The organism is Anaerotruncus sp. (assembly GCF_057433415.1).
This window is the reverse complement of sequence record NZ_DBMDHH010000010.1, coordinates 41,938-64,376: the sequence shown is the minus strand read 5'-3', so window position 1 is coordinate 64,376 and position 22,439 is coordinate 41,938. Positions and strand designations below refer to the sequence as shown.

Genomic DNA, 22,439 nt, shown 5'->3' with positions numbered 1-22,439 from the left:
CCTGTGAACCGGACGGCGGCGCGCGCCGCGCGTCCAAAGCCCGCCGCCCGCTGAAAAGAATTTATCGTGTCTGGAGGAACAGCCATGTCCATCGCCAAGGAAGCCATGCTCAAGCTGCAAAACGGCAGCGACGTGCGCGGAATCGCCACCGAAGGGGTCGAGGGTCAGCACGTCAACCTGACGGGCGAGGCCGTCAACCTGATCGCGCAGGCGTTCGCCCTGTGGCTCGCGCAGAAGAAAAACGCCGCGCCCTCCGCCCTCAAGATCGGCGTGGGGCACGACTCGCGTGTCTCCGCGCCCGCGCTGAAGGCGCAGGTGCTCGAGGGACTCGCCGCGCAGGGCGCCGCCGCCTACGACTGCGGGCTCGCGTCCACCCCGTCGATGTTCATGTCGATCGTCTTCCCCGAGACGCAGTACGACGGCGCCGTCATGATCACCGCGAGCCACCTGCCCTACAACCGCAACGGGCTCAAGTTTTTCGACGCGGACGGCGGCCTGGAGAGCCGCGACATCACCGATCTGCTGCTCACCGCCGCCTCCCTCACGCCCGCCCGGGCGGACCTCTCCAAGGTGCAGCGGACCCCGCTGCTCTCCCTCTACGCGAACAGCCTGCGGGAAAAAATCCGCCTGGGCGTCGGCGCGGAGGACTATGAGAATCCGCTCGCGGGCCTGCATGTGGTGGTCGACGCGGGCAACGGCGCGGGCGGCTTCTTCGCCGAGCAGGTGCTCGCCCCGCTGGGCGCGGATACCGCGGGCAGCCAGTTTCTCGAGCCGGACGGCACCTTTCCCAACCACATCCCCAACCCGGAAAACGCCGCGGCGATGGACGCCGTGCGCACCGCGACGGTCGAAAACCACGCCGACCTCGGCATCATCTTCGACACCGACGTCGACCGGATGTCGGCGGTGCTGTCGGACGGCTCGGAGGTCAACCGCGACGCGATCATCGCGATGATGGCGGCCATCCTCGCGCCCGACTATCCGGGCGGGACGATCGTCACCGACTCGGTCACCTCCGACCGGCTGACCGGCTTTCTGGAAAACACGCTGCACCTCAGGCACCACCGCTTCAAACGCGGCTACAAGAACGTCATCAACGAGCAGAAGCGCCTCAACGCCGAGGGGGTCTCCTGCCCGCTGGCAATCGAGACCTCCGGCCACGGCGCGCTCAGCGAGAACTACTACCTCGACGACGGCGCGTACATGGCGGTCAAGCTGCTGATCGCGGCGGCGCGCGCCAGGCGGGAGGGCAAAAGGATCGACGCGCTGATCGAAAAGCTCCCCCCCGCGTACGAGACGCGGGAATACCGCATGAACCTGCTCGGCGACGACTTCAAGGCCTACGGGCTCGACGTGCTCGCCCAGTTCGAGGCGCGCGCCAGGGCGGCCGGCTACGCGGTCGCGCCCAACTCCTACGAGGGGGTGCGCCTCTCCTTCTCCGGCCCGGAGGTGAAGGGCTGGCTGCTGCTCAGGCTGTCGCTGCACGACCCGCTCATGCCGCTCAACCTCGAGGGGGAGCGCCCCGGCGACTGCGACCGGCTCGTCGCGGTCGTGAAGGAGCTGCTCGCGGGCTACGACCGGCTCGACCTGTCCCCGCTCGATCAATAAGGCCCGGACGCGTCCCGGCAGGCAATTTCGCCGCCGTTTCCCGCGGCGCGGCCCTTGATTTTGGGCGCGGATCCCGATATAATAGGGCTTTAGGGACCCATATGAGTACGAGAGGATGTCGTCACGTTGAATCACAGTGAAAAAACGATGGAGAAAATCGTCAACCTCTGCAAAAGCAGGGGCTTTGTCTATCCGGGCTCGGAGATCTACGGAGGGCTTTCCAACAGCTGGGACTACGGCCCGCTCGGCGTGGAATTCAAAAACAACGTCAAGCGCGCCTGGTGGAAAAAATTCGTCCAGGAGAGCCCCTATAACGTCGGGCTCGATTCCGCCATCCTGATGAACCCGCAGGTGTGGGTCGCGTCGGGGCATGTGGGCGGCTTTTCCGACCCGCTGATGGACTGCAAGGACTGCAAGACCCGCCACCGCGCCGACAAGCTCATCGAGGACGCCACCGGCGAGATCGCCGACGGCTGGTCCAACGAGCAGATGTACGACTACATCAAGGAGCACGGCATCACCTGCCCCGAATGCGGCAGCGCGAATTTTACCGAAATCCGTAAGTTCAACCTGATGTTCAAGACCTTCCAGGGGGTCACCGAGGACGCCAAGAGCGAAATCTACCTGCGCCCCGAGACGGCGCAGGGCATCTTCGTGAACTTCATGAATATCCAGCGCACCACCCGCAAAAAGGTGCCCTTCGGCGTCGCGCAGGTGGGCAAGAGCTTCCGCAACGAGATCACCCCCGGCAACTTCATCTTCCGCATCCGCGAGTTCGAGCAGATGGAACTGGAGTTCTTCTGCAAGCCGGACACCGACCTCGAATGGTTCCAGTACTGGCGCAGCTTCTGCGAAAACTGGCTCCTGGCCCTCGGCATGGCCAAGGACAACATGCGCCTGCGCGACCACGCGAAGGAGGAGCTCTCCTTCTACTCCAAGGCGACCACCGACATCGAGTACCTCTTCCCGTTCGGATGGGGCGAACTGTGGGGGATCGCCGACCGCACCAATTACGACCTCTCCCGCCACGCGGAGTGCTCGGGCAAGGCGCTCGACTATTTCGATCCCGAGACGAACGAGCGGTACGTCCCCTATGTGGTCGAGCCGTCGCTCGGCGCGGACCGCGTCGCGCTCGCCTTCCTCTGCGACGCCTACGACGAGGAGGTCGTCGGCACCGACGCGAAGGGCAAGGAGGACGTGCGTGTCGTCATGCGCCTGCACCCGACGCTCGCCCCCTTCAAGGCGTGCGTGCTGCCCCTCTCCAAAAAGCTCGCCGAGGGCGCCGGAAAGATCTACGAGTCGCTCTCGAAGGAATTCATGGTCGACTACGACGACGCGGGTTCGATCGGCAAGCGGTACCGCCGCCAGGACGAGATCGGCACGCCCGTCTGCATCACCTACGATTTCGACAGTGAGACGGACGGCTGCGTGACCGTCCGCGACCGCGACACGATGGAGCAGGAGCGCATCCCTGTCTCCTCCCTCGGAGATTACCTCAAGGCGAAACTCGCGTTCTGATCCCCGCCGCCGGGCCGGCCCTGATCCGCCCGGCGCGCCGCCTTGACACCCGCCGCGCGGTATGCTATGATGACATTTGCGGCACGCGACTTTGTCGCGTGCCGCAAGCATTTTTCGGGGTGTAGCGCAGTTGGTAGCGCGCCTGCTTTGGGAGTGCCGTGCTGGTATCCGGGGCGGGAGAAAGTGAAACGCCGGAAGCCGTTGACACACGGGCATTTGCGGGTTTCTTCCGCAGAGCGAAAAGCACCTCGAAATTGCCTTAGACCACAGCAATAACCACAGACAGCAGAATTTCCGGAAACGGGAAAATCAAATATCCGGGTATAGCGAAGTTGGTATCGCGCCTGGTTTGGGACCAGGAGACCGTGCGTTCGAGTCGCACTACTCGGACCAAAACCCCTCTGAAATCAATGATTTCAGAGGGGTTTTCTTATTCTTTGTTTATTGCAGCGTAAAATTTGTTGAGTTTCTATGAAATATCTGATAAAATTAGTTTACCAGAGGGTTGCTTATGCTTCGTCATGGTTCCTGCTTTAGCGGGGATTTTCTGACTAATTAATCTTTTGTTCCTTAGGGAAGTCTGATTTTCGGACGTTGTTGTGTTTTGTTAAGCAATTCCTCTGGCCTTTTTATTGAGGTGTTAATATGGAGCAACCATTAAAAGAAAAACTTGATCGGAATATTTGGATAACGCGTAAATGTCGCATTAATGCGTCAGAGAGATTGTTATCCCATGCCAAATATATTGAAGCACTGAATGTTTACTACTCGGTTTTTGTTATTATCCTATCACTTGTTTCGCTGACAAAGCAGGATCATATTCTCTCTTTGATAAGTTTTGCTCTTTCAATTGCACTCACTATCTCTATAATATATGCAAATTCGACAGGTTATCGAGAGCGTTCTTTCGCCCTGAAACAAAATTATATCGATTTACAACTATTGTTAGATCAGCTTTCTTATATAGATGCTGATGATCAAAAAAGCGTTATTGGTATCAGTGCCAAGTATGCAGAACTTTTGAAATCATCAGAAAACCATATGCCGATTGATATGTACCAGTTGAAGGACCGCAGTTCAGATCCTAACATGAAGCTATCCAAGACGGAAAGATGTAGTTATTATTGTCAGCTTGCTTGGGTGCATCTGTGGAGAGGTGGATTATTTCTCTTGCCTCTTGTAGTGGCTATTCTCTATTTGGTTTTGAGGTGAGAAAATGAATGCTGCTCGATATTTTTACCGTTACTTTTCACCGAAACGACTTCAGCAGATTTATTATGACAAAATTAAATATCGAGCAAATGTGGGAATGGACAGGGTAACGCCAAAAGCATTTGAGGACAACTTAGATAATAATATTCAAATTATCTCTCGCAAGGTATTATCCGGAGTCTATAAATTCACTCGTTATCGAGAGGTCCTAATTAGCAAAGGGCGTGGAAAAGAGCCAAGAGTTATTTCTATTCCTACCGTGCGAGATAAATTAGCGCTATCTGCTTGCCACCAATTTCTACGGGCTTCTTTCGAAGGCGTGATTGAAGAACCGTTGTTACATACAATTGTTGGCGATATTTCACGCGAAGTTTTAACTGGTCGCTTTGACGGTTATGTCAAAATTGACATTACACATTTTTATTCATCAATTAATCACCAAATTTTACTCAAAAAAGTAAAAAGAAAAGTTCGTAAGGCTGAGGCAATTTCACTTTTGCAGGAAGCGATAACCACCGAAACAATTCCTCGAACCGGTTCAGTTTCAGAAAAGAAGAAAAACGACCGCGGGGTTCCTGAAGGTTTATCTATTTCAAATATTTTAGCAGATATTTATTTGGCTGATTTTAATGAAAAGGTGTGTGCGCAGTACGATGTTTCTTTTCACCGCTATGTTGATGATATTTTAATTTTGTGTGACGCATCTTGCGCGGAAAGCATTAAATGTTTTTGCATTAAGGCACTTAAAAACGACTTTGACTTAGATGCAAATGAAAAGAAAACCATGTCAGGTGAAATTGCAAAAGGAGTTCCTTTTCTTGGATACATGTTTTTTAATAACAAAATCGGAATCCGCACCGCTGCAGAGGAAAAAATAGAAGCGTCTATTGAGGAACTTTTTCGCTTACGAAAAAAACAAACAATTTCACAGCAGGTATTTTTTTGGCGGTTAAACCTTAGAGTCACAGGATGTATTCTTGACTCAAAAAAGTACGGATGGCTATTTTATTATTCACAACTGACGGATTTAAGAATACTTTTTCATCTAGATTGGTTAATTGATCATCTGTTCTGTAGATATGGGTTTCAAAGACCAACGGATATCAAAAGATTTGTGCGGGCATATCACGAGATTACTAAAAATGTCAGCAATTCAAACTATTTAATTAATGCAGATAGATATTCGTCAGAAGAGAAAGCAAAAATTTTAATCTATAACCAAAAGATATTTGATAATAAAGACACAGCAACTATTGATAATTTATTTAAAGAAACTATGTTCAAAGAAGTACAGCGGCTCGAATATGATATTCAGAACTTCTCTTAATTTTGAAACGGCTGGCATTAAGTATTTAGTGCCAGCCGTTTAGTATTTCACCTTCAATTCAGCGATCTCCGCCTTCATCTGCACAATCAGCGCCGTTAGCTTTTCCTCGCACTCCTCACGGGTCTTGGCATAGACATTCCGGGCGTGTTCCTTACCGTCGGGCCATATGGGGGAATACCTTCCCTCAAACAGGTGGTCGTTGATCTCGCTGACACAGCCTGTGCCGGGCTTGCGCTTATGCCCCAGGTAGGGCTGGAAGTCGGTCATCCTGGGCTTTTCCGGCTGGGTAGTGACCGCCACTAAATCGTCCTGCGGCTCCGCCTTTCCGATGCCCCGGTCAATGTTGACGGCGGCGGTGTGCCGCATATCATCCGTGATATGGGTGTAGGTATCCAGCGTGAAGCTTGCGTTGGTGTGGCCGAGGATGCCCGACAGGGTCTTGGCGTCCGCACCGCTGGCGAGGGCGTGGGTGGCAAAAGTGTGGCGCAGATCGTGGAAACGAATGTCGGGTAGCCCCGCCTGTTTCAGCAGAGCTTTCAAACGGCTGTAAGCAGAATTGGGTGATACAGGCAGCTCCGGCTTGACGGGGTTAGGAAAAATCCACTGACTGATGGACTTTTCCCTGCGTTTTCGGAGGAGTTCCGCCGTACTCCGGGGCAGAACGATGGTGCGTGTGCCCATTCCCGTTTTGGTGTCGCCCAGGGAGAACACGCCCAGTTTCTTGCTGTGGAGTGTGCGGCTCACCTTCAGCGTGCCGTTCTTTTCATCGAAGTCCTGCCACATGAGGCCGCAGATTTCGCCCCGCCGCAGGCCGGTGGTCAGGTCGGTGTAGAAGAAGTCGTGCCAGATCTCGTCCCCCTCGATGATGGCGAGGAAGGCATCCAGTTCCCGGTCGTTCAGCACCCGCTTGGCGCTGCCGCTCTGCTTGGGGATGGTGGCCCCGTCTGTGGGATTCTTGGCGATAATATGCGCCTGCACCGCGTCCTTCATCGCCAGATGGAGCACACAGTGGACGCCGCGCACTGTGGAGTCGGCAAGCTGATTTCCCTTTTCGGGGTGCTCGTTGACGCGCCCCTCTTTTTTGAGCCGCCGGTACATCCGCTGAACGTCCTGCGTGGTGATCAGGGAGACCTGCTTGCCGCCCAGCTGGGGCTTGATGTACTGCTCGGTCAGAGTCCGGTAACCGCGTAGGGTGCCGGGGCGGACGGTGTCCGCCTTGTACTCCGCCATCCAGCGGTCCAGCCATTCACCCAGCGTCATGCGGCTGTCCTCGGTCAGGTCCACGTCATGGTAGTCCTCAATGTTTCGATGGAGCTTGTCCAGCAGTTCTTTCTGCGTTTTGGCGTAGACATGACGGAAAATGGAGTCGCCGTTTTGTTTGTGTCCGATGACGATGCGGCCTTCCCAGCGGCCGTCCTCCCGCTTGCGTACCATGCCGTCACCGGACGGTCTTCGTTTTGCCATAGTTTCACCTCGTTTCGGGATTGCGCAACACAACACATACCACAATCCGCCTCGGAAAGCTATCAAATTCGTGACTGAATTTTTGCTGTTTCCAACTATCGTTCGGGTAATACCGCCCGACGATCATTCCTTGCAATATCAGTGTTTTCAAGCTATACTTGACACATCGGCTAACACAAGGAGGCGCGCTCAAATGGAGCAGGCACAGAACACCGTATACCTGACCGGCGACACCCATGGACGCTTTGACCGTGTGATAGACTTCTGCTTATCCAAAGGGCTCACCCACGAAAACATGTTCATCATCCTCGGCGATGCCGGTCTGAATTATTTTGGCGACGGACGGGACACGCTGAACAAGGAAGCCCTCTCCAAATTGCCGATCACCTTCTTCTGTATTCACGGAAACCATGAGATGCGCCCCGGTCCTGCGCTCGGTTATGAGCTGCGGCGCTACCACGGCGGGCAGGTCTGGGTTCAGCCTGAGTATCCCAATATCAAGTTCGCCATTGATGGCGAGATTTATGAGTTCTGCGGCCATGCCTGCCTTGTCATCGGCGGCGCATACAGCGTTGACAAGTATTACAGGCTCGCCAGGGGCTGGAACTGGTGGGCAGATGAACAGCCGTCGCCGGAGATTAAGGCCAAAGTGGATCGCGTCCTGTCCAAGCACAATTGGCAAGTCGATGTAGAACTCTGCGTTGTAGCGGGTGCTCTCCGGCTCATCCGCCGCCGATAAGTCTTCGTCCTCAAAGGTGATTTCTCCGGTGCGGATGCGCTCGGCCTCCTGAATCACTGCGTTCTTGATGGCGCGGAATTCCTTCTGCTGGGATAATTTCAGCCGCTTGTGCTCGCTGCCGCCGTAGTAGCTGTCCACCTGTCCCTGGAGCGTCAGCCACTTTTCATAGCACTGTGCTACCGCCGGGATACGCTCCATCTGGTCAACGATTTTGTCGGTGAGGGCCTTCAAGAGCTTCGGCAGGTAGCCATAGCTTTTCTTACCCCGCACCGTTTCCAGCCCCTGCGCCAGCTGAAGAATCAGCGCTTCCACCTCGGGATGGTCGCAGAGACCTGCCTGCATAGTGCGCACCAGCTCCAGCATTTCCCGCCGCGCCTGCTGCACTAACTCGTCCCGGCTGGAGGACTTCTGTTCGTAGACATGGAGCAACTCCTGCTTGAAAATATCGTTCATGAGCACGGATTTGATTTGCCGAATGCCCTCACGGGAGAGGTAGGCCTGCCCCGGTTTTGCCGACCACGCCAACATGTGGATGTGGGGATGCTCGCCCTCATCGTGGAATGCGGCGTACCAGCGGAAATCCTTCGGTGAAATTTTCATCGCCGCCGCGATGTCGTTACGGCGGGCACGGATGAGATTGCGCCAAGCCTGGGCGCTGTCATAGCCCAGACGGGCGGCATCCTCACGGTGCAGGGAAATGATGTGCGTCCAGACGTTTCCGGTATAGGAGTTGAGCTCCGCCATCGCTTCCTTTAGGTTGATGCTGTCCTCGTCACCGAACAGGCCGTGGGCGCCGAGCCGCTCAGCGCGGGGACGAGTGGCGATGTAATTCACGTAGCCGTCCATCTGACTGACCGCCTGCCAGTTCTCCTCCAGTGCCATGGTGATGAGCACGGAGGAGGTGACCTTGGTCTTGCGCTCCTCATAATCGCCGTACTCCTCCAGCTGTATCACGCTGGGAAAATCTTTCATGAGCTTTGCAATGAACTGCTCCTGCTTGCGGGTGGGCTGGCGGTCGTCATTTAGCTTCTGCACATGCTCGCGGGTACCGATGTAGTACAGGTAGCCCCCGGCACCGGCAGCATCGCCGCTGCCGGTGCACTTGATGTAGGGACTTTTGACGATCAGCTTTGCCATTACAGGTCATCCTCGCGGCGCATCCTCTGCTCCAGAGAAATGCGGCCGTTGGTCTGCTTCACGTTTTTGACGCTTTCCGCCCGCAGCCGACGCAGGGCCTCCTCATCCATCTCAATGGCGCGGGCCAGGATGCCGGCCACCATGTCCAGCTCCACCGACTGCTTGAACAGCAGGCTTGACATGCGATCCTCCAGCATCCCCAGCCGACCGTCAAGGGCCGTGGCGATCTCCTTCGGTAGCAGGGATTGGGTGCCCTGCATCTCTTGGTAGTCCGTGTAAAACCGAATCGCGTTTTCGATATACTCCCGCCGGCTTCGACTGCCGTCCATGGTATAACAGCGATCCAGCCGCTCCCGCAGCTCCGGCTCCAACCGAACCGACAGCTTTTCTCTTTCACTCATGTTTCCTCCATTTCTCCGCAAGCCCCCTACGAAAAGGCTGTCCACACGGGGGTTCTCTGAATTTCAGACCCATTGCGGCGTGTATTTTCCATTTCAAGACCCCCGCCCGAAGTCCCCGAAACTGCCCGCACTGCGGGCAGTTGTGACCGGGTGGGCGCGCTTGCGACGCCTGCCCTTTATCCTGCTTGACGTCGTCGCAAGCTCCATATTGCTCATTTCCGCCCTAATGGGCGAAAAATCGCTCACTCCGCTGCTCCTCCTTTTCTCACCGAACCCGCTTCGCTGGGCTTCGGTGGGAGCCCTATTGCCGTCCCCCGCAAATTCTCTGAAAGCGCCTCATTTTTGGTCTCAACGCCCCGGGCGGGGGTCATTCCCTTCGGTCTGCTCCAAAGCCCCACACAGCGGCTCACAGGGGCCAACAGTGGCGAGCTTTGCCAGCTTGTCCGCAGCGCGCCGGCGCTGTGCTTCCAACTCTGCCTGCGCCATCTGCCGCTCGTAGAATAAATCCAGCGCTTCCTGAATCGGGCGGATGGTGTAAAGCAGACTGCCGTTGCGTTTTTGACCGGACTTGGTGTAGACGGAGGTCGGTTCAGTTCGGATCAGCGCCTTCTCCTCAAGCGCCACCACATATTTCCGCACCGTGTTCTGGCTCATGCCCACCGCCCTGCCGATGGTCTTGTAGCTGGGCCAGCACTGGTAGGTCTCCCGGTCCTCGCAGTAGAGCAGATAAGCATACACCGCCAGCTCGCCGGGCTTCAGCCGCAAGAGAAAAATCTCATTGGGCAGAGGGAAATAGTTTTTGATCGCGTCGCGTTTTGGATAGTAGCTGTACTTCAAACCGCACCTCCCGTGTTTACCTCCACCCATGCGATGAGCTTCTCCTTGGGCACGACAATACGGCTGCCGATCCTCAGCGCCGGGAACCCTTTTTCGTGCATCAGCTCGTACCCGCTGGAGGGCGACACCCCCAGTGCCTCTGCTACCATGCTGGCGTTCAGGAACAGCGGCAGTTCGTCGTAGCTTTTGTAGACGGATTCTCTCACGGCGTTACCTCCTTGCGATTGATTTTATTTTTTCCATCTGCTACAACGGGACTAACATACCGAGATACGGCTTTCAACAGATCTGGCGTTGAATGGACAAACGCCGAATTTCAATCGGGTACAGGGGTGACGGGCTGTGGGAAACTATTTTGATAGCTTTTCAGTGCTCTTTGGCAAACAGGAACTCTTCCTGAACGGCAGGTCATATCCGTTGGGACAATTCGCCACCGACTTTTTGAATCTGGACGAGCGCGAGTTGAGTGCAATTGACCGGAGCATTGGCGCATTCTTATCTACGGTTCTGTCTCTTATACAGGAAAAAAACAGACAGCGCCGCAGCCTCCTCTCAGGAGAAGCTGAACGCTGTCTGGGATCTGATTTTTCAGTTGCCGTTCTATCGGGAGCTTTCTATGGATTTGGAATTTGCCTATCAGCTTTTAACCGTCATGAGCGGCGACCATGAGGCTTGGGTCGAAGTGCTGGATGTAAATTCTGAGGGGCATGCCGCATTTGAGAAGTTTCTGAATGGCCTGGAGTATTTCCCGGAGAGCCTCCGCAACTTCCGGGGACAGGTAAAGGGTATGCTGGAGTTTTACTTTGATTCGATTAAGCGCAGGGGTGCAGATGCTTATGCCGCAGCCTACGCACAATACTTTTCAGACATGAGAGTGGCGGGAGCCATGCTGTTTGACGCGAATGACTTTGAAGAGAGCTTTCCCGTTCAGGTAAAGTTCGTCCCGATGAAACACCCAACCGAGGACGACAAGGTCATCTTGGCGGAACAGGCGGAGTTTACCTATCTGTCTCACTTTCTCTACACGGATTTCTATCGCGGTCTGAGGATGGGCAACGCGCCCCGCCGCTGCCACAACTGCGGGTGGTATTTTCTGCTGACCGAGGGCTATAACACCCGCTACTGCAACAACATTGCGCCGGGTGAAACCGAACGTACCTGCCGCAAGGTAGGGGCCCATCGAAAAGAGGCAAAGGAGCGTGCCTCTGCCACTCCTGCCCAGAAAGAGTACGCGAAGGCCTATAACCGATTGAAGATGCGGAAGCAGAGAGGTAAAATCAGTGTGGATGAGTGGAACGTCTCCGTGGCCAAGGCCCAGGACTTGAAAGCACAGGCCGAGCGTGGGGAGCTGAGCGATGAGGAGTTACGCAGGCAGTTGGAGGCTCTTTGATTTATGTGTCGCAGGATTTGGTGCGGCTATTTCAATTTGTCCGTGCCTTGGTCAGATACTTTTGTGCGTGCGGTGTATGGTTATTACATCTCAGATTCGAACTACTCCGAATTTCCGAATATTTCGATTTTCAATTTGTCTATTGCTAAAAACCTAAGATCTCGATTGTTTCTCATCAGAATCCTGAAGGTAATTATAACCCTTTGTCCACTTCCGTCAAATGCACAAGTAAATCTCTTGAATACTTTTTCTCTTGTTCCAATAGACTGGCGCCGCGTTCCAAGTGACCTTTCACATAAGTGGGGAAGTATTCTTTGTCCGGAATATGTCGGCCTTCTTGTAATTCAATCAGGCATTTATAGAGGCTGTCTGCGTCTCCAGTGATTGTTGAGCGATTCAGTTCTTTTCCCAGACTATCGGAATATAACTCGACCTCCATCAAAGGTCCCTGGCGAATGGATAAAGATAACGCAAGTCTCATGAGGGTAGGCCACGGAAGTTTTTCGCTTGCCTCAATTTGATTGAAGATTTCTTCCGTTTTCCGGGATGTTTTTAGTTTAAACACCATTATTTCACCTCGAAATAGCTTCCCTCGGAAATCCGAGTACGCTTGTCCTCTCCGTATTCGAGCATATACACTTTTGCGATCTGCTGGTCAAGCGAGACCATGTGTTCATGTCGGATCTCTTCATTTGTAGATAGCACAAAGAGCTGTCCCTGAAGTTCTTTGAAGAACTTTTCGGTAATGTTGGCGCGATGCTCAGTGTCGATGCGCGCAAACGGCGTATCAATGATAAATGGCAACTTGTTGTGACTTTGATTCATAATTGCCCAATACAATGACATTACGAGGACCTGCTTTTCACCATTGGAGAAACGAGTATAGTCAAGCTCTATAGGAAGGATCATCGTCTCTTCATCACAATCAGCCAAGGCAAAGCCGAGAGATTCTTCCGTTGTATTCAGCTGAGTCATCAGTGATTGGAATCCAGCCTGCTTCAGACTCACTTTCAGAGTGGCGGCACCATGCCTTTTGGCTGTAAGCTTAAGCGCAGAGACCTCAACTGCCTGATTGCGGACAAGGTGCAGAGAGAAGTCATTGTCAAGATAGATCTGATCGACAAAATCATCTTTTCGAATAAGTTCTCTAAACTTTCGGTTAAGATCGTGCTCAACATCTGCAATCAATTTTTTGTATTGCTGTTCCTGAAGTTCTTCTACCAGCAGAAGCATACGATCGGAAAGTGCTGACACAGATTGTTTTTTCAGTTCAGCTTCCAATGCTTTTCGACTGTGATTCAGTGCCTTTTTCAATTCTTCTGTTCGATCTTGAAGTTCTTGTAGAGCGGTCTCTTTGCCCGTCAGCTCGGATTTGAGTCGCTCAATCTGATTGGTTAAGTCGGAAACACATTTGACATGGCTCTCAAAATTTTCGATGGAACTCTTTTGCAATTGTGTTCTGATCTTGGTGCTTCGCTGGATTGAGTCCTCGATTCTCCGCCTGTCTTTGCTAAAGGTAGCGGTCTTGTATTCCTCCACAGCCGCAATTTTGTTGAGAATTGAGAGCCCGTCATCCTCTGACAGCATAAAAATTGGGGTTTTGTTCTCCAAGTCTTGATTTTCAAAGAAAGACTGTATTGCATTTACGAGGAGCGTCGTATCTTCAGCGGGGCTATGGCTACTTGTTTTCTTCATTATGTTGGAGATGCATCGCTTGAACTGTGATGTATTCAGAGAACTCTGTAGAATTCTATAGGCCTGAAGATCCTTTTCAGCTGAAATTTGTTCTTTAACATTTGCCAGCAAGTCCTTCACAATTATAAATGGTAGGATCTCTGCCGCTGCACTCTTTAACTTCCAATTAATCCGCTCGCGCCGGTCTTCTTCGTCTTTTAGGGCGTTCTGCAAATCTTTCCAAACTTCGAGTGTAACGCCTCCGTTGGCGGCATATGCTTTGTTTTCGTGATTCAGATCAGCCTCAAGACGCTCAACATCTGTACGCAGTTCGACAATCTCACCGATTAATTGCGCCTCTTCTTGAGAGTACTTTGCCAAGGACTCTCTCTGGTCTGCATAATTTTGAGCAATGGATTCATTGCCGGATTCGACTCCGTTTAAAAGTCGTCGAATATTGTTGTATAGCAATTCATATGTATCATTACCGCTTAGGATAAGTAACGCGTCTTTAATGTTATTGTGCTGCTCATCCAAAAAATAGTCAGCAATTTCTTCACCATCGAAGAAATACAGTTTGTGTAATTCTGGCGGAATGAGGTGCAAGAGGTAATTCTGGAAATTCATTGCGGCTTCTTCGTCCAGCAATACACCATTCTGCTTTACCGAAAAAATTTCAGTAATTATGCTGTTGCTCCAAGTCCAAAACCGAGTTACCTCATAATGATCAGTATCAATCCGACTTTCAGAAAAACAAATCTTCACATATGCAGATTTGGTCTCGTCCAACCTGGCTTGATTGTTGATTAAGTCATAGATTTCCTTTAGATATCGTTTCCCTGAAGTTTTAAAGCCAAAAGATGCATGCCCGTACAAACAAATCTGTATGGCTGTAAAAAGGGTAGTCTTTCCCGCACCATTTTTTCCACCAATGACGATAATTCGTTTGGATTGATCATCGGTCATGACATCAAAGAAATTTAAATCTTCGTATGATCCAAAGTTATTTAATTCGATTCGTTCAATCTTCATTTTCGAGTCCTTCTTGGATATAGCTGTAGTGCAACCAACCCTGGTTCATAATTTTTTCAACCTCGCGAGCACTTATAGCAGATCGGGTATAGAATTTTGTGTTGTCAACAGCAATCAAAAGTTTAGAAACCAGTTCGAAGGGAACCTCATATTTCTGACACAACGCATCAATCCGCTGAATGGTATCATTATCGTATTTTGCGTGTTTAAATTGATCCCAAGGAAGTCGTTTATTTCGCACTTCATAATAGATATCTACGAGAGCCCGTCTGGAAAGATCTCCTTCGTCTTCCCACATTTTATCGATCATTTTCAATTCTTCAATTGTAATGAGCTCGAATCCTGTTTCATCTTCCAATTGCAAAAGACGCTTTAGGATTTCTTTTCGCGTATCCAGTTTGAATGGTCCCCGACCAAAGTCGCCATCGGAATTGAAGTAGACAGCTCCATTTCTACGGCGCCAATCTCGCGCCTCGGGTGTGGCTCTCAACTCTACCAACCAGTTTCTAAATCTCCGGAGCGGAATCAGATTCTCTGCCCCGTGATCAATGAAATTTTGCAGCGACTTGTCCTCTTTGACCATAGTGCAGCACCAGCACCCAAAACGAGAATTACCAGTAATCGGGATCTTGTCCTTATCCACTTCACCGACTACGCTTTGCTCTTCGCCCAGCGTTTCGCCTTGATAAAGACTGAACAAATATTTGTTATCAGTTCCCCATGCGCTACGAGCATCGTCTTTGAGAAGATACTCCCACACAATGGAGTTTTCAATTTCTGTCAGGGGGTTATATACATAGGCCTTGGGAATTGAGGTATGGGGAGATAATATCTTCCCTTCAATCTCATGGAAAGATATGCTTTTTGAACGAGCAGCGCTTTCTGCCTTTCGAACACCTAAAAGGATTACAATCTCGCCATCTTTTTTGATGGTATCGTAAGTGAACTTATTTGAAGGGTTAATCTTCAGCCGTTCGGTACACCATCTGAAACCAGGCGCTTCTGGGGTCGGATATCCCAGACCGATTACCAAACTCCAGAAAGTTTGTCGAATCTCTGGATGCAGCATATGTGCTTCAACATTGAGATGCTCACTTTCGCTGGCGGTATTGATCGCCGCATTCATACGATACATGTAGTCCTTTACAATGGGGTTCTCTACCATAGTATCTGATGTGACAACATATATTTTTTTCGTCCTTTCTTCTGGTTTCAAAGTGTGGAGCATTTCAAAAACGAGCTGACAGAGTAGGGTAGAGTCTTTTCCACCACTAAATCCAAGCATCCACGGGCGCTGATCGTGCTGGTAGACAAGTCGCATCTCCGCAATAATATCGTTAAATACTGTAAACATAGGACTCATTTTCCTTTAGTAAGTTTTTCTTCGTATACTAAGTCTTCGGGATCCAAAGGAATTTCTAAAGTTTCCTTCAGCACATTGCAGGCCAGCCGTGCTGCATCGTTACTGTTGATGATCTTACCATTGGTACGGATAACCCTGCCTTTCCAACATTCAGCACTTCTAAGCCAATCAACTTTTTCTAACCCAGCGATACTTTTCTCAAGCTCTTTGTCATCGTTCGTTAGAAAATGATTGCCTAAAACACCAAGTGCTTGAATAATAATGGCTTGTGTGATGATGTATTTCTCGCGTAAATCCACTTTGCTGAGTTCCTTATTGGTCAATTCGTTCCACGGAAGAATGTGCTTTACCACAGCGGACCAATACTGTTTCAAAAAAGCCTCTGCAGCATCATTACATTTGGCACGCTTTAAGATTTTTTTGTTAGCCTTGTAGAATGTGTTCAGCGTAAAAAAGTTCGATGAAAACTTTCCAAGAATGTCTTTTTCTTTGTCTGTATACTGGTCAAAAAACTCAATTTCACTGATAACCCGTCTTGTCACCACAGCCAAAGCGTCACGAGAGTCATAAAGTTCGGCAATAGAGTTAGATGTTTTCACAGCATGCTTATTGAGGTCGGTAAACATCTGCTGCCCATGTTGCAGTCCCTTATCTTCGTAGAAAACGACGGAAATGGTTTCCGTATTGAGCGTCTCGTCTTCGGTGATAGCCTCGATAATTGAAGCTTTTCTATGTTGACCGTCGACAATCATGAACCGTGCGTCCATGGAAACTTCTAAAATTCCAAGATCTGCAGAGGCAATAGATGGGGCGAAGTTGTACTCACCATCAATTGCCGCAGCCAAGGCGGAGAAAACATATGAATCACGGTTATCCAAAATATAGTCTTTTATTACAGGAATGCGGGTAGTATTCAGCCGCCGCTGGGCTCGATACTCAGGCGGAATATACTCATCATCATTTCCGAAAATTTTGTTCAAGATTCTAAGGGGAATCATCGCGATATAGTATTCCTTGCCGGCCTGCAATCCCTTTACTGCAGGAAATCTGTAACAGAAGTCCATATGGACACCTCCGAAACTACTTAAGTATATTTGCATTATATACTTAAGTAGTGAAAAAGTCAAGAAAAAACCACCCAGTCATTGACTGGGTGGTCGAAAGTGTTTAGTTGCCCATTGCGGTAAGCATCACACGCATATACAGTGTCTGCCAGTTGACTGAGTCTTTGCCAACCTTCACAGGATCATTGCCGGAGTTGCGGCTTCTTTCTACTGTAATAGATACCAGTTCAGGTCCGATTTTTTCTAACACTTCATAGGGGTTGCACTTCCAGCTGTACACACCATTTTTTTCTTCGAGAAGTGCCCGAAGCGAACCAAGAATGGGGTAAATAAATCCATTAGGCGAACCATGGGACAAAGTCTTTTCATAGAACTTAGAAACAGGTGCCTTGCGGTTCTCCTTCGGAGTAGTAACTCCAGAAATCGCTCCATACTTACCATTGGGATTCTTAACACGATAGTATTCAGGAATTTTGGACTCCACATAGTCGTAGAGCTTAAAAATATCAACCATAATCGGCTTCATTTTGACATGGGGATTTTCGGGGTTATCACCATACTGTTCATAGAGATGAATGTAGTTATCAATGCAGCGCTTCTTACTACTGAAGGAAACAACAGGACAGCTGTCCATTCCGGGATAAGTATCCAAATTAAACATATTCAAGATTGCGAGGATATCACCGACGTCAATATTTCCATCGTCATTCTCCATGAAATACACTCTGTCCTTGAAAGGTTCGGTCGAAACAGCCTGTTTGATGATGTCAAAGTAGTCTCTCAAGTTTGCAATGGACTTGTCCTGAACCTGGGTAGATGTGTTTCTGGCGGCAGCAAGATCCTCAAAAATGCCTTCGACGCCCGTCAAGATCTCAAGTTTCACAAACTGCTGACCGCGTTCCAGATCATCACGATTTTCAAGGATAACCATCAAGGTGTGGCCGCCATCAACATTGCCGTGATATTCCTTGTCCGTAAACACCAACTTCATGGTGCTGTCATAATTGTTGAATGTTACATCATTGGCAGAAAGGAGAATACCGCGGTTCAGGAGATGAAAATCTTTGCCTTCAACAAGAGATGCTCTGATTTTTTTCGCTACGCCACTGTTGGTATTCTGTTTTCGGGGGTTTGTTTCCATCCAGTCGATCAGATCTTCGGGCAAATCCTTGACATCACAAATAGCGGTATACATCTGCGATACACTGCTCGGCCCTTCTTTGTAGGGGTTAGGAATCTTGCGGAAGGATTCTACGGGGATATTGAATGTTCTCTTTGTCATTGTGATTACTCCTTTACTCAGAAAGTTTATTAGATACGTGGTACAACCACCATCTGAGTCTATTCTACAAAAAATCTCAGAAATTTCAACGCTATATATAGCGTTTTTTTGCATTTGTAGTATAATATTTTTGAGGTGAGTGCCGTGTATGCTTACAATGTAAATGTAGCCTTGGGTAATGTCCTGCGAAAATATCGCGAAGGACGTGGTTTTACTCAAGATGAATTCGCTGCATATTGTGGCCTCAGCCGTGCATACTACGGGCGAGTCGAACGCGGCGAACACAGCCTCACTATAGAAAAATGCCAAAAGATTGCTACTACTCTGAATGTCAGATTGACAGATCTATTTGGGGAACTGCAGGAGTAATGAAATCATTATCTGTTCATTCCTTGTTTATTGCGGCGCAGGATTTGAACTGCGCTTGGGGCAGAAACCACTTGCATAACCGTCTGCTCATAGTTACAATCCAACCAACCCAGAATATGAAACGCTTCCCGCCTGGGGCCGGTGACAAGCGCCGGCTCTGGGTGGGAAGCGTTTTTGACCACATTGATTACCACAGCCGGGTGCGGAGCACGCGGAAACAGTGGTTTTAAGAGTGCCAAAGAGTAAGCGAAACTGAGCGAAAATGACTATAAACCGCTACAAATAAGCGCAAAAAACTTCCCAGAAATTTTTGGGAGCAGGATGCCGCAGGTTCGAATCCTGTCACTCCGACCAAACCAATAGGGTAAAATAGATATTGGGGGTAAAAACCCAGTGTTTATGCGCCCTGAGAGGCTCTTAAGTAGCAATACTTGAGAGCCTCTTTTCTTTGCCATTTGTCCAAGGAATTCACATTCTGCCGGGAGTTGAACCGGCGGGCAGTTCCGATCAGAAAAAATAACACAGTGTCTCATTGAAAGCAGCGGCTAAGACAGCCGCTGCTTTTTATTATGTGAATAATTACTGTGTCGATGAACCAGAAGAGCTTTAACGATGAAAAGGATAAAACAGCTCTGGTAGGAAAACTGAAAAAAATAGAAGCTATCGTGTTACCGGACAAGCGCCGCTCTATGGAGACAAGGGGCGTCGTTCCCTGCTGTAAGATAAAAAGGAGGATTATGTCCCTGGAATGCTCAGGGGTTAAACAAAATCATGTGCAGGATCGCGGCCTCATTCCCGACGTTTCGATACGAGTGTACGCTGTCAGCCTTAAACCGGATGTTTTCCCCCTTTCCAACGGAAAACCGTTGACCATCTGTATCAATTTCAAGCTGCCCTGTGAAGACCGTAATAAATTCGGTGGTTCCTTTAAGATGCGGTTCCGATTCCCAATAGCTCCCCGCATCCAGTTCCAGATAGTAGACCGCAAATTTGCGGTTGTCATCGTCGGGGAAAATCGGGTAATTTTTGACCTTACCACCATCTTCCAGCAGCGGCTGTAGCTCTGATGTTTTCACAAGTTCATACGGGTTTTCCGGGCGGACGGTCAAGGCGTCAAAAGGCACCTTCATTCCATTCGAAATTTTCCACAGCGTTGAGAGGGTTGGGTTTCCCTCTCCTCGCTCAATTTGTGCAAGCATACTTTTGCTGACGCCGCTTAACTTGGACAGCTCGTCCATGCTCATTTTATTCTTTTCACGAAGCCTCTTAATGTTTTTCGCGACAATCTGATTCATGGAGTCCAAAAAAATCCGCTCCTCTCTGTTGACAGTATAACGAACAGGATGTATTATTATATCGCACAAGTGCAATATAGTGTCCACTTTGTACCATTATAAATTCTTGATTCAAATTTGTAAAGAGGAGAGCGAACGAAAATGGTTCCAAATCTACAAGAGGCCCGGGATTTGCTGAAAAAGTACAATAGCGGCGAGTTTCACTTGCTGCACGGAGAGGTGGTTTCTGGCATCATGGGCTGCTTTGCCCGTCAGTACGACCCCCAGAACGAGGTATATTGGGCGGCGGTGGGTATGCTGCACGACATTGACTTTGAGCTTTATCCCGAGGAGCATTGTGCAAAATGCGTTGAACTTTTACGCTCCCACGACATTGACGAGGGCATAATCCGCTCCATCGTGAACCACGGCTATGGCCGGTTGGACTGGGTGACGGTCAAGCCTGAATTACAGATGGAGAAAATCTTATTTGCCACCGATGAATTGTTCGGGCTGATCGGGGCGTGTGCCATGGTGCGGCCCTCCAAAAGCGTTCGGGACATGGATATGAGCTCCATCAAGAAGAAGTTCAAAAAGAAGGAGTTTGCCGCCGGATGCTGCCGGGAAGATCTGGTGCAGGGCGCGGAAATGCTGGGAGTATCGCTGGAAGAACTGATGCGGCAGACGCTTGACGCCATGAAAACCCTGGTTGACGTTCTTCCTGTTTGACGCCTGGGAGGAAGCAATGATGAAACGAGAACATTTTTCCTCCCGGTTGGGATTTATCTTGATTACCGCCGCCTGTTCCATCGGCCTCGGGAACATCTGGCGGTTTCCCTACATCACAGGGAAATACGGCGGCGCGTCTTTCGTCCTGCTTTACATGGTCTTTCTAGTGATTCTGGGGCTGCCCATCGTCGTGATGGAGTTCGCCGTCGGGCGGGCCAGCCAGAGAAGCACGGCCCTCTCCTTCCACCTGCTGGAGCCGGAGGGGACAAAATGGCATTGGTTCAAGTACGCCACCATCATCGGGAATTATCTGCTGATGATGTTCTATACCGTCATCAGCGGTTGGCTGTTTTATTACTTTATTGAGATGGCAAAGGGCCGGTTCCAAGGGATCGCTTCCGCCGAAGTAGATGGGATTTTTTCCGGACTGTTGGCACAGCCCGGCACCATGTTTCTGTGTGCGGCGGTCATGATCATCGTCTCCTTTGCCGTCTGCGCCGTCGGCCTGCAGGCGGGCGTGGAGCGGGTCACAAAAATGATGATGCTGCTCTTGTTCGGCCTGCTGCTCGTGCTGGCGGCGCGCTCGGTCACGCTGCCGGGAGCGGAAAAGGGGCTGCGTTACTACCTGCTCCCGGACTTCGGCGCCATGAGGGAGATCGGCCTGCCTGAATGTATCTTCGCCGCCATGGGGCAGGCGTTTTTTACTCTGAGCATCGGCATTGGCACGCTGTCCGTCTTTGGCAGCCGCATTGACAAAAGCCATTCCCTGACCAGCGACGCCCTTTACATGGGGGTACTCGACACGGTGGTGGCGCTGTTGGCGGGGCTTATTATCTTTCCGGCCTGCTTCAGCTTCGGCGTCCAGCCGGACAGCGGCCCCAATCTGCTTTTTATCACGCTGCCCAACATTTTCAACACGATGAGCGGCGGACGCTTTTGGGGGACGCTGTTCTTCCTGTTCATGGTATTCGCCGCCGTCTCCACGGTGATCGCGGTGATTGAAAACATCATTACCTACGTTATGGATGCAACGGGCTGGAGCCGGAAAAAGTCGGCGGCTGTCAATTTTGTGCTGCTGATCCTGCTCTCCCTGCCCTGCATCCTCGGTTATAATCTATGGAGCGGGTTCCAGCCTTTGGGGGACGGAACAAGTGTCCTGGATTTGGAGGACTTCATTCTGAGCAACAATCTGCTCCCCCTGGGGAGCCTGGTATTCCTTCTGTTTTGTACGCGCCACTATGGATGGGGATGGGACCGTTTCTATCACGAGACCACCATCGGGAAGGGCCTACCTTATCCCGGCTTCGCAAGAACGTACATCAGCTATGTTCTGCCGGTGATCGTCCTCGTCATCTTCATCAGCGGCTATCTGTCCTTTTTGAAATAGTTCTCCACTCGTGTGGGATAGGAGGGTTTTAAATTGTTTCATGTATCAGATTTCCTGATCTACTGTTTTATCACGGCTTACACGCCGGGGGCCAACAATCTATTGTCCATGAGCAACGCGGCCCGGCTGGGCTTCCGCCGCAGCTTCCACTTCAACCTGGGCATCCTGGCCGGGTTTGCAGTCGTGATGTCGGTCTGCACCCTGTTCAGCACCACGCTGTATGCCTACCTCCCAAAAGTGAAGATATTTATGCAGCTCGCAGGGGCGGCTTATATGCTGTATCTTGCCTGGAAGGTGTGGAAAAGCTCCGCCGACGTAGAGGCGGACAGCGGGAAAGAGGCCAGCTTTCTTTCCGGTATGCTCCTGCAATTCGCCAATCCCAAGATCTATATTTACGCGATCACCGCCATGACGCTCTACATTTTGCCGGTCTACCACTCCACCGGGACGGTGATTGGATTTACCGTCCTCCTGGCGCTGATCGGGGCGTCCGGCTCCTTCGTATGGGCGCTGTTCGGGTCGGCCTTCTGTAAGTTCTTTTCAAGGCATACAAAAGCGGTCAATCTTGTGATGGCTCTACTGCTTGTCTACTGCGCAGTCGCTTTGTTCCTGTAAAATGCCTGGGCCGACCA

At 50.8% G+C, this 22,439-nt stretch carries 20 protein-coding genes, 1 tRNA gene and 2 pseudogenes; 12 read left to right on the top strand and 11 right to left on the bottom strand.

All coding sequences use genetic code 11. The features are described 5' to 3' along the window. Positions 1-84: 84 nt before the first annotated feature. From ACZO3G_RS04815 to ACZO3G_RS04795, 5 genes are all read left to right on the top strand, one after another. The gene (locus ACZO3G_RS04815) at positions 85-1,608 is read left to right on the top strand and encodes a phosphohexomutase domain-containing protein (RefSeq protein ID WP_276873964.1); all 1,524 of its coding nucleotides are present in this window, start codon (positions 85-87) and stop codon (positions 1,606-1,608) included. 126 nt (positions 1,609-1,734) lie between these two features. After that, on the top strand, positions 1,735-3,126 hold the full coding sequence (locus ACZO3G_RS04810) for a glycine--tRNA ligase (RefSeq protein ID WP_276873961.1): 1,392 nt from the start codon (positions 1,735-1,737) through the stop codon (positions 3,124-3,126). Between the two features lie 317 nt (positions 3,127-3,443). Next, positions 3,444-3,519: transfer RNA gene (locus ACZO3G_RS04805), tRNA-Pro, on the top strand. 252 nt (positions 3,520-3,771) lie between these two features. Then, the gene (locus ACZO3G_RS04800; protein WP_277138663.1) at positions 3,772-4,338 is read left to right on the top strand and encodes an SLATT domain-containing protein; all 567 of its coding nucleotides are present in this window, start codon (positions 3,772-3,774) and stop codon (positions 4,336-4,338) included. A gap of 4 nt (positions 4,339-4,342) precedes the next feature. Further along, on the top strand, positions 4,343-5,665 hold the full coding sequence (locus ACZO3G_RS04795) for a reverse transcriptase domain-containing protein (protein WP_277138665.1): 1,323 nt from the start codon (positions 4,343-4,345) through the stop codon (positions 5,663-5,665). A gap of 348 nt (positions 5,666-6,013) precedes the next feature. Here ACZO3G_RS04795 and ACZO3G_RS04790 read toward each other — a convergent pair. Then, positions 6,014-7,129 (bottom strand): annotated as a pseudogene (locus tag ACZO3G_RS04790) (tyrosine-type recombinase/integrase); the annotation flags it as partial. Between ACZO3G_RS04790 and ACZO3G_RS04785 the strand changes: the two are divergent. Continuing rightward, positions 7,026-7,868 (top strand): metallophosphoesterase, encoded by an 843-nt coding sequence (locus ACZO3G_RS04785; protein ID WP_418664171.1) that lies wholly within the window; start codon positions 7,026-7,028, stop codon positions 7,866-7,868. The pseudogene ACZO3G_RS04790 and the gene ACZO3G_RS04785 overlap by 104 nt on opposite strands. On the opposite strand, the pseudogene mobP3 reads toward ACZO3G_RS04785, so the two are convergent. From mobP3 to ACZO3G_RS04765, 4 genes and pseudogenes are all read right to left on the bottom strand, one after another. Beyond that, positions 7,854-9,005 (bottom strand): annotated as a pseudogene (gene mobP3, locus ACZO3G_RS04780) (MobP3 family relaxase); the annotation flags it as partial. The gene ACZO3G_RS04785 and the pseudogene mobP3 overlap by 15 nt on opposite strands. Next, entirely contained in the window at positions 9,005-9,406 is a 402-nt protein-coding gene (locus tag ACZO3G_RS04775) for a hypothetical protein (protein ID WP_277138667.1), read from the bottom strand. The gene ACZO3G_RS04775 and the pseudogene mobP3, both read right to left, overlap by 1 nt. A gap of 348 nt (positions 9,407-9,754) precedes the next feature. Further along, on the bottom strand, positions 9,755-10,243 hold the full coding sequence (locus ACZO3G_RS04770) for a helix-turn-helix domain-containing protein (protein ID WP_277138668.1): 489 nt from the start codon (positions 10,241-10,243) through the stop codon (positions 9,755-9,757). Continuing rightward, complete coding sequence (locus ACZO3G_RS04765) at positions 10,240-10,449, bottom strand: helix-turn-helix domain-containing protein (protein WP_277138669.1); 210 nt, start codon at positions 10,447-10,449, stop codon at positions 10,240-10,242. Before ACZO3G_RS04765 ends, ACZO3G_RS04770 begins: the two co-directional genes overlap by 4 nt. 136 nt (positions 10,450-10,585) lie before the next feature. Here ACZO3G_RS04765 and ACZO3G_RS04760 point away from each other — a divergent pair, with 136 nt between their 5' ends. Together ACZO3G_RS04760 and ACZO3G_RS04755 are read left to right on the top strand one after the other, a co-directional pair. After that, positions 10,586-10,912, top strand: coding sequence for a hypothetical protein (locus ACZO3G_RS04760; protein WP_277138670.1), 327 nt, complete (start codon positions 10,586-10,588; stop codon positions 10,910-10,912). Continuing rightward, entirely contained in the window at positions 10,860-11,633 is a 774-nt protein-coding gene (locus tag ACZO3G_RS04755) for a DUF6076 domain-containing protein (protein ID WP_277138671.1), read from the top strand. The genes ACZO3G_RS04760 and ACZO3G_RS04755 overlap by 53 nt, the downstream gene beginning before the upstream one ends. A gap of 193 nt (positions 11,634-11,826) precedes the next feature. Here ACZO3G_RS04755 and ACZO3G_RS04750 read toward each other — a convergent pair whose 3' ends face one another. From ACZO3G_RS04750 to ACZO3G_RS04730, 5 genes are all read right to left on the bottom strand, one after another. Then, complete coding sequence (locus tag ACZO3G_RS04750; protein ID WP_481159348.1) at positions 11,827-12,201, bottom strand: DndE family protein; 375 nt, start codon at positions 12,199-12,201, stop codon at positions 11,827-11,829. Next, complete coding sequence (locus ACZO3G_RS04745) at positions 12,201-14,339, bottom strand: AAA family ATPase (RefSeq protein WP_277138673.1); 2,139 nt, start codon at positions 14,337-14,339, stop codon at positions 12,201-12,203. Before ACZO3G_RS04745 ends, ACZO3G_RS04750 begins: the two co-directional genes overlap by 1 nt. Further along, positions 14,329-15,693, bottom strand: a complete 1,365-nt coding sequence (gene dndC / locus ACZO3G_RS04740; RefSeq protein WP_277138674.1) for a DNA phosphorothioation system sulfurtransferase DndC — start codon at positions 15,691-15,693, stop codon at positions 14,329-14,331. The genes ACZO3G_RS04745 and dndC overlap by 11 nt, the downstream gene beginning before the upstream one ends. A 5-nt stretch (positions 15,694-15,698) precedes the next feature. Next, positions 15,699-16,766, bottom strand: a complete 1,068-nt coding sequence (gene dndB, locus ACZO3G_RS04735; RefSeq protein ID WP_277138675.1) for a DNA sulfur modification protein DndB — start codon at positions 16,764-16,766, stop codon at positions 15,699-15,701. Between the two features lie 103 nt (positions 16,767-16,869). Further along, positions 16,870-18,048 (bottom strand): AIPR family protein, encoded by a 1,179-nt coding sequence (locus ACZO3G_RS04730; protein WP_277138676.1) that lies wholly within the window; start codon positions 18,046-18,048, stop codon positions 16,870-16,872. 135 nt (positions 18,049-18,183) lie between these two features. On the opposite strand from ACZO3G_RS04730, the gene ACZO3G_RS04725 reads away from it, so the two are divergent. Continuing rightward, positions 18,184-18,417 carry a helix-turn-helix domain-containing protein gene (locus ACZO3G_RS04725; protein ID WP_368044111.1) on the top strand — a complete coding sequence of 78 codons (234 nt, stop codon included), beginning with the start codon at positions 18,184-18,186 and terminating at the stop codon, positions 18,415-18,417. Between the two features lie 752 nt (positions 18,418-19,169). Here the strand turns inward: ACZO3G_RS04725 and ACZO3G_RS04720 are convergent. Continuing rightward, positions 19,170-19,712 carry a helix-turn-helix domain-containing protein gene (locus ACZO3G_RS04720; RefSeq protein WP_367379713.1) on the bottom strand — a complete coding sequence of 181 codons (543 nt, stop codon included), beginning with the start codon at positions 19,710-19,712 and terminating at the stop codon, positions 19,170-19,172. Between the two features lie 171 nt (positions 19,713-19,883). Here ACZO3G_RS04720 and ACZO3G_RS04715 point away from each other — a divergent pair, with 171 nt between their 5' ends. Genes ACZO3G_RS04715 through ACZO3G_RS04705 form a run of 3 tightly spaced genes read left to right on the top strand, consistent with a single transcriptional unit; the run spans position 19,884 to position 22,422 of the window. Beyond that, a complete protein-coding gene (locus ACZO3G_RS04715; protein ID WP_418427972.1) occupies positions 19,884-20,420 on the top strand; it encodes a hydrolase in 537 nt (178 codons plus the stop codon). A 16-nt stretch (positions 20,421-20,436) separates the two neighbouring features. Further along, a complete protein-coding gene (locus tag ACZO3G_RS04710; protein ID WP_368044110.1) occupies positions 20,437-21,807 on the top strand; it encodes a sodium-dependent transporter in 1,371 nt (456 codons plus the stop codon). A 33-nt stretch (positions 21,808-21,840) separates the two neighbouring features. Further along, the gene (locus tag ACZO3G_RS04705) at positions 21,841-22,422 is read left to right on the top strand and encodes a LysE family transporter (RefSeq protein ID WP_302550011.1); all 582 of its coding nucleotides are present in this window, start codon (positions 21,841-21,843) and stop codon (positions 22,420-22,422) included. The last annotated feature ends 17 nt before the right edge of the window (positions 22,423-22,439 follow it).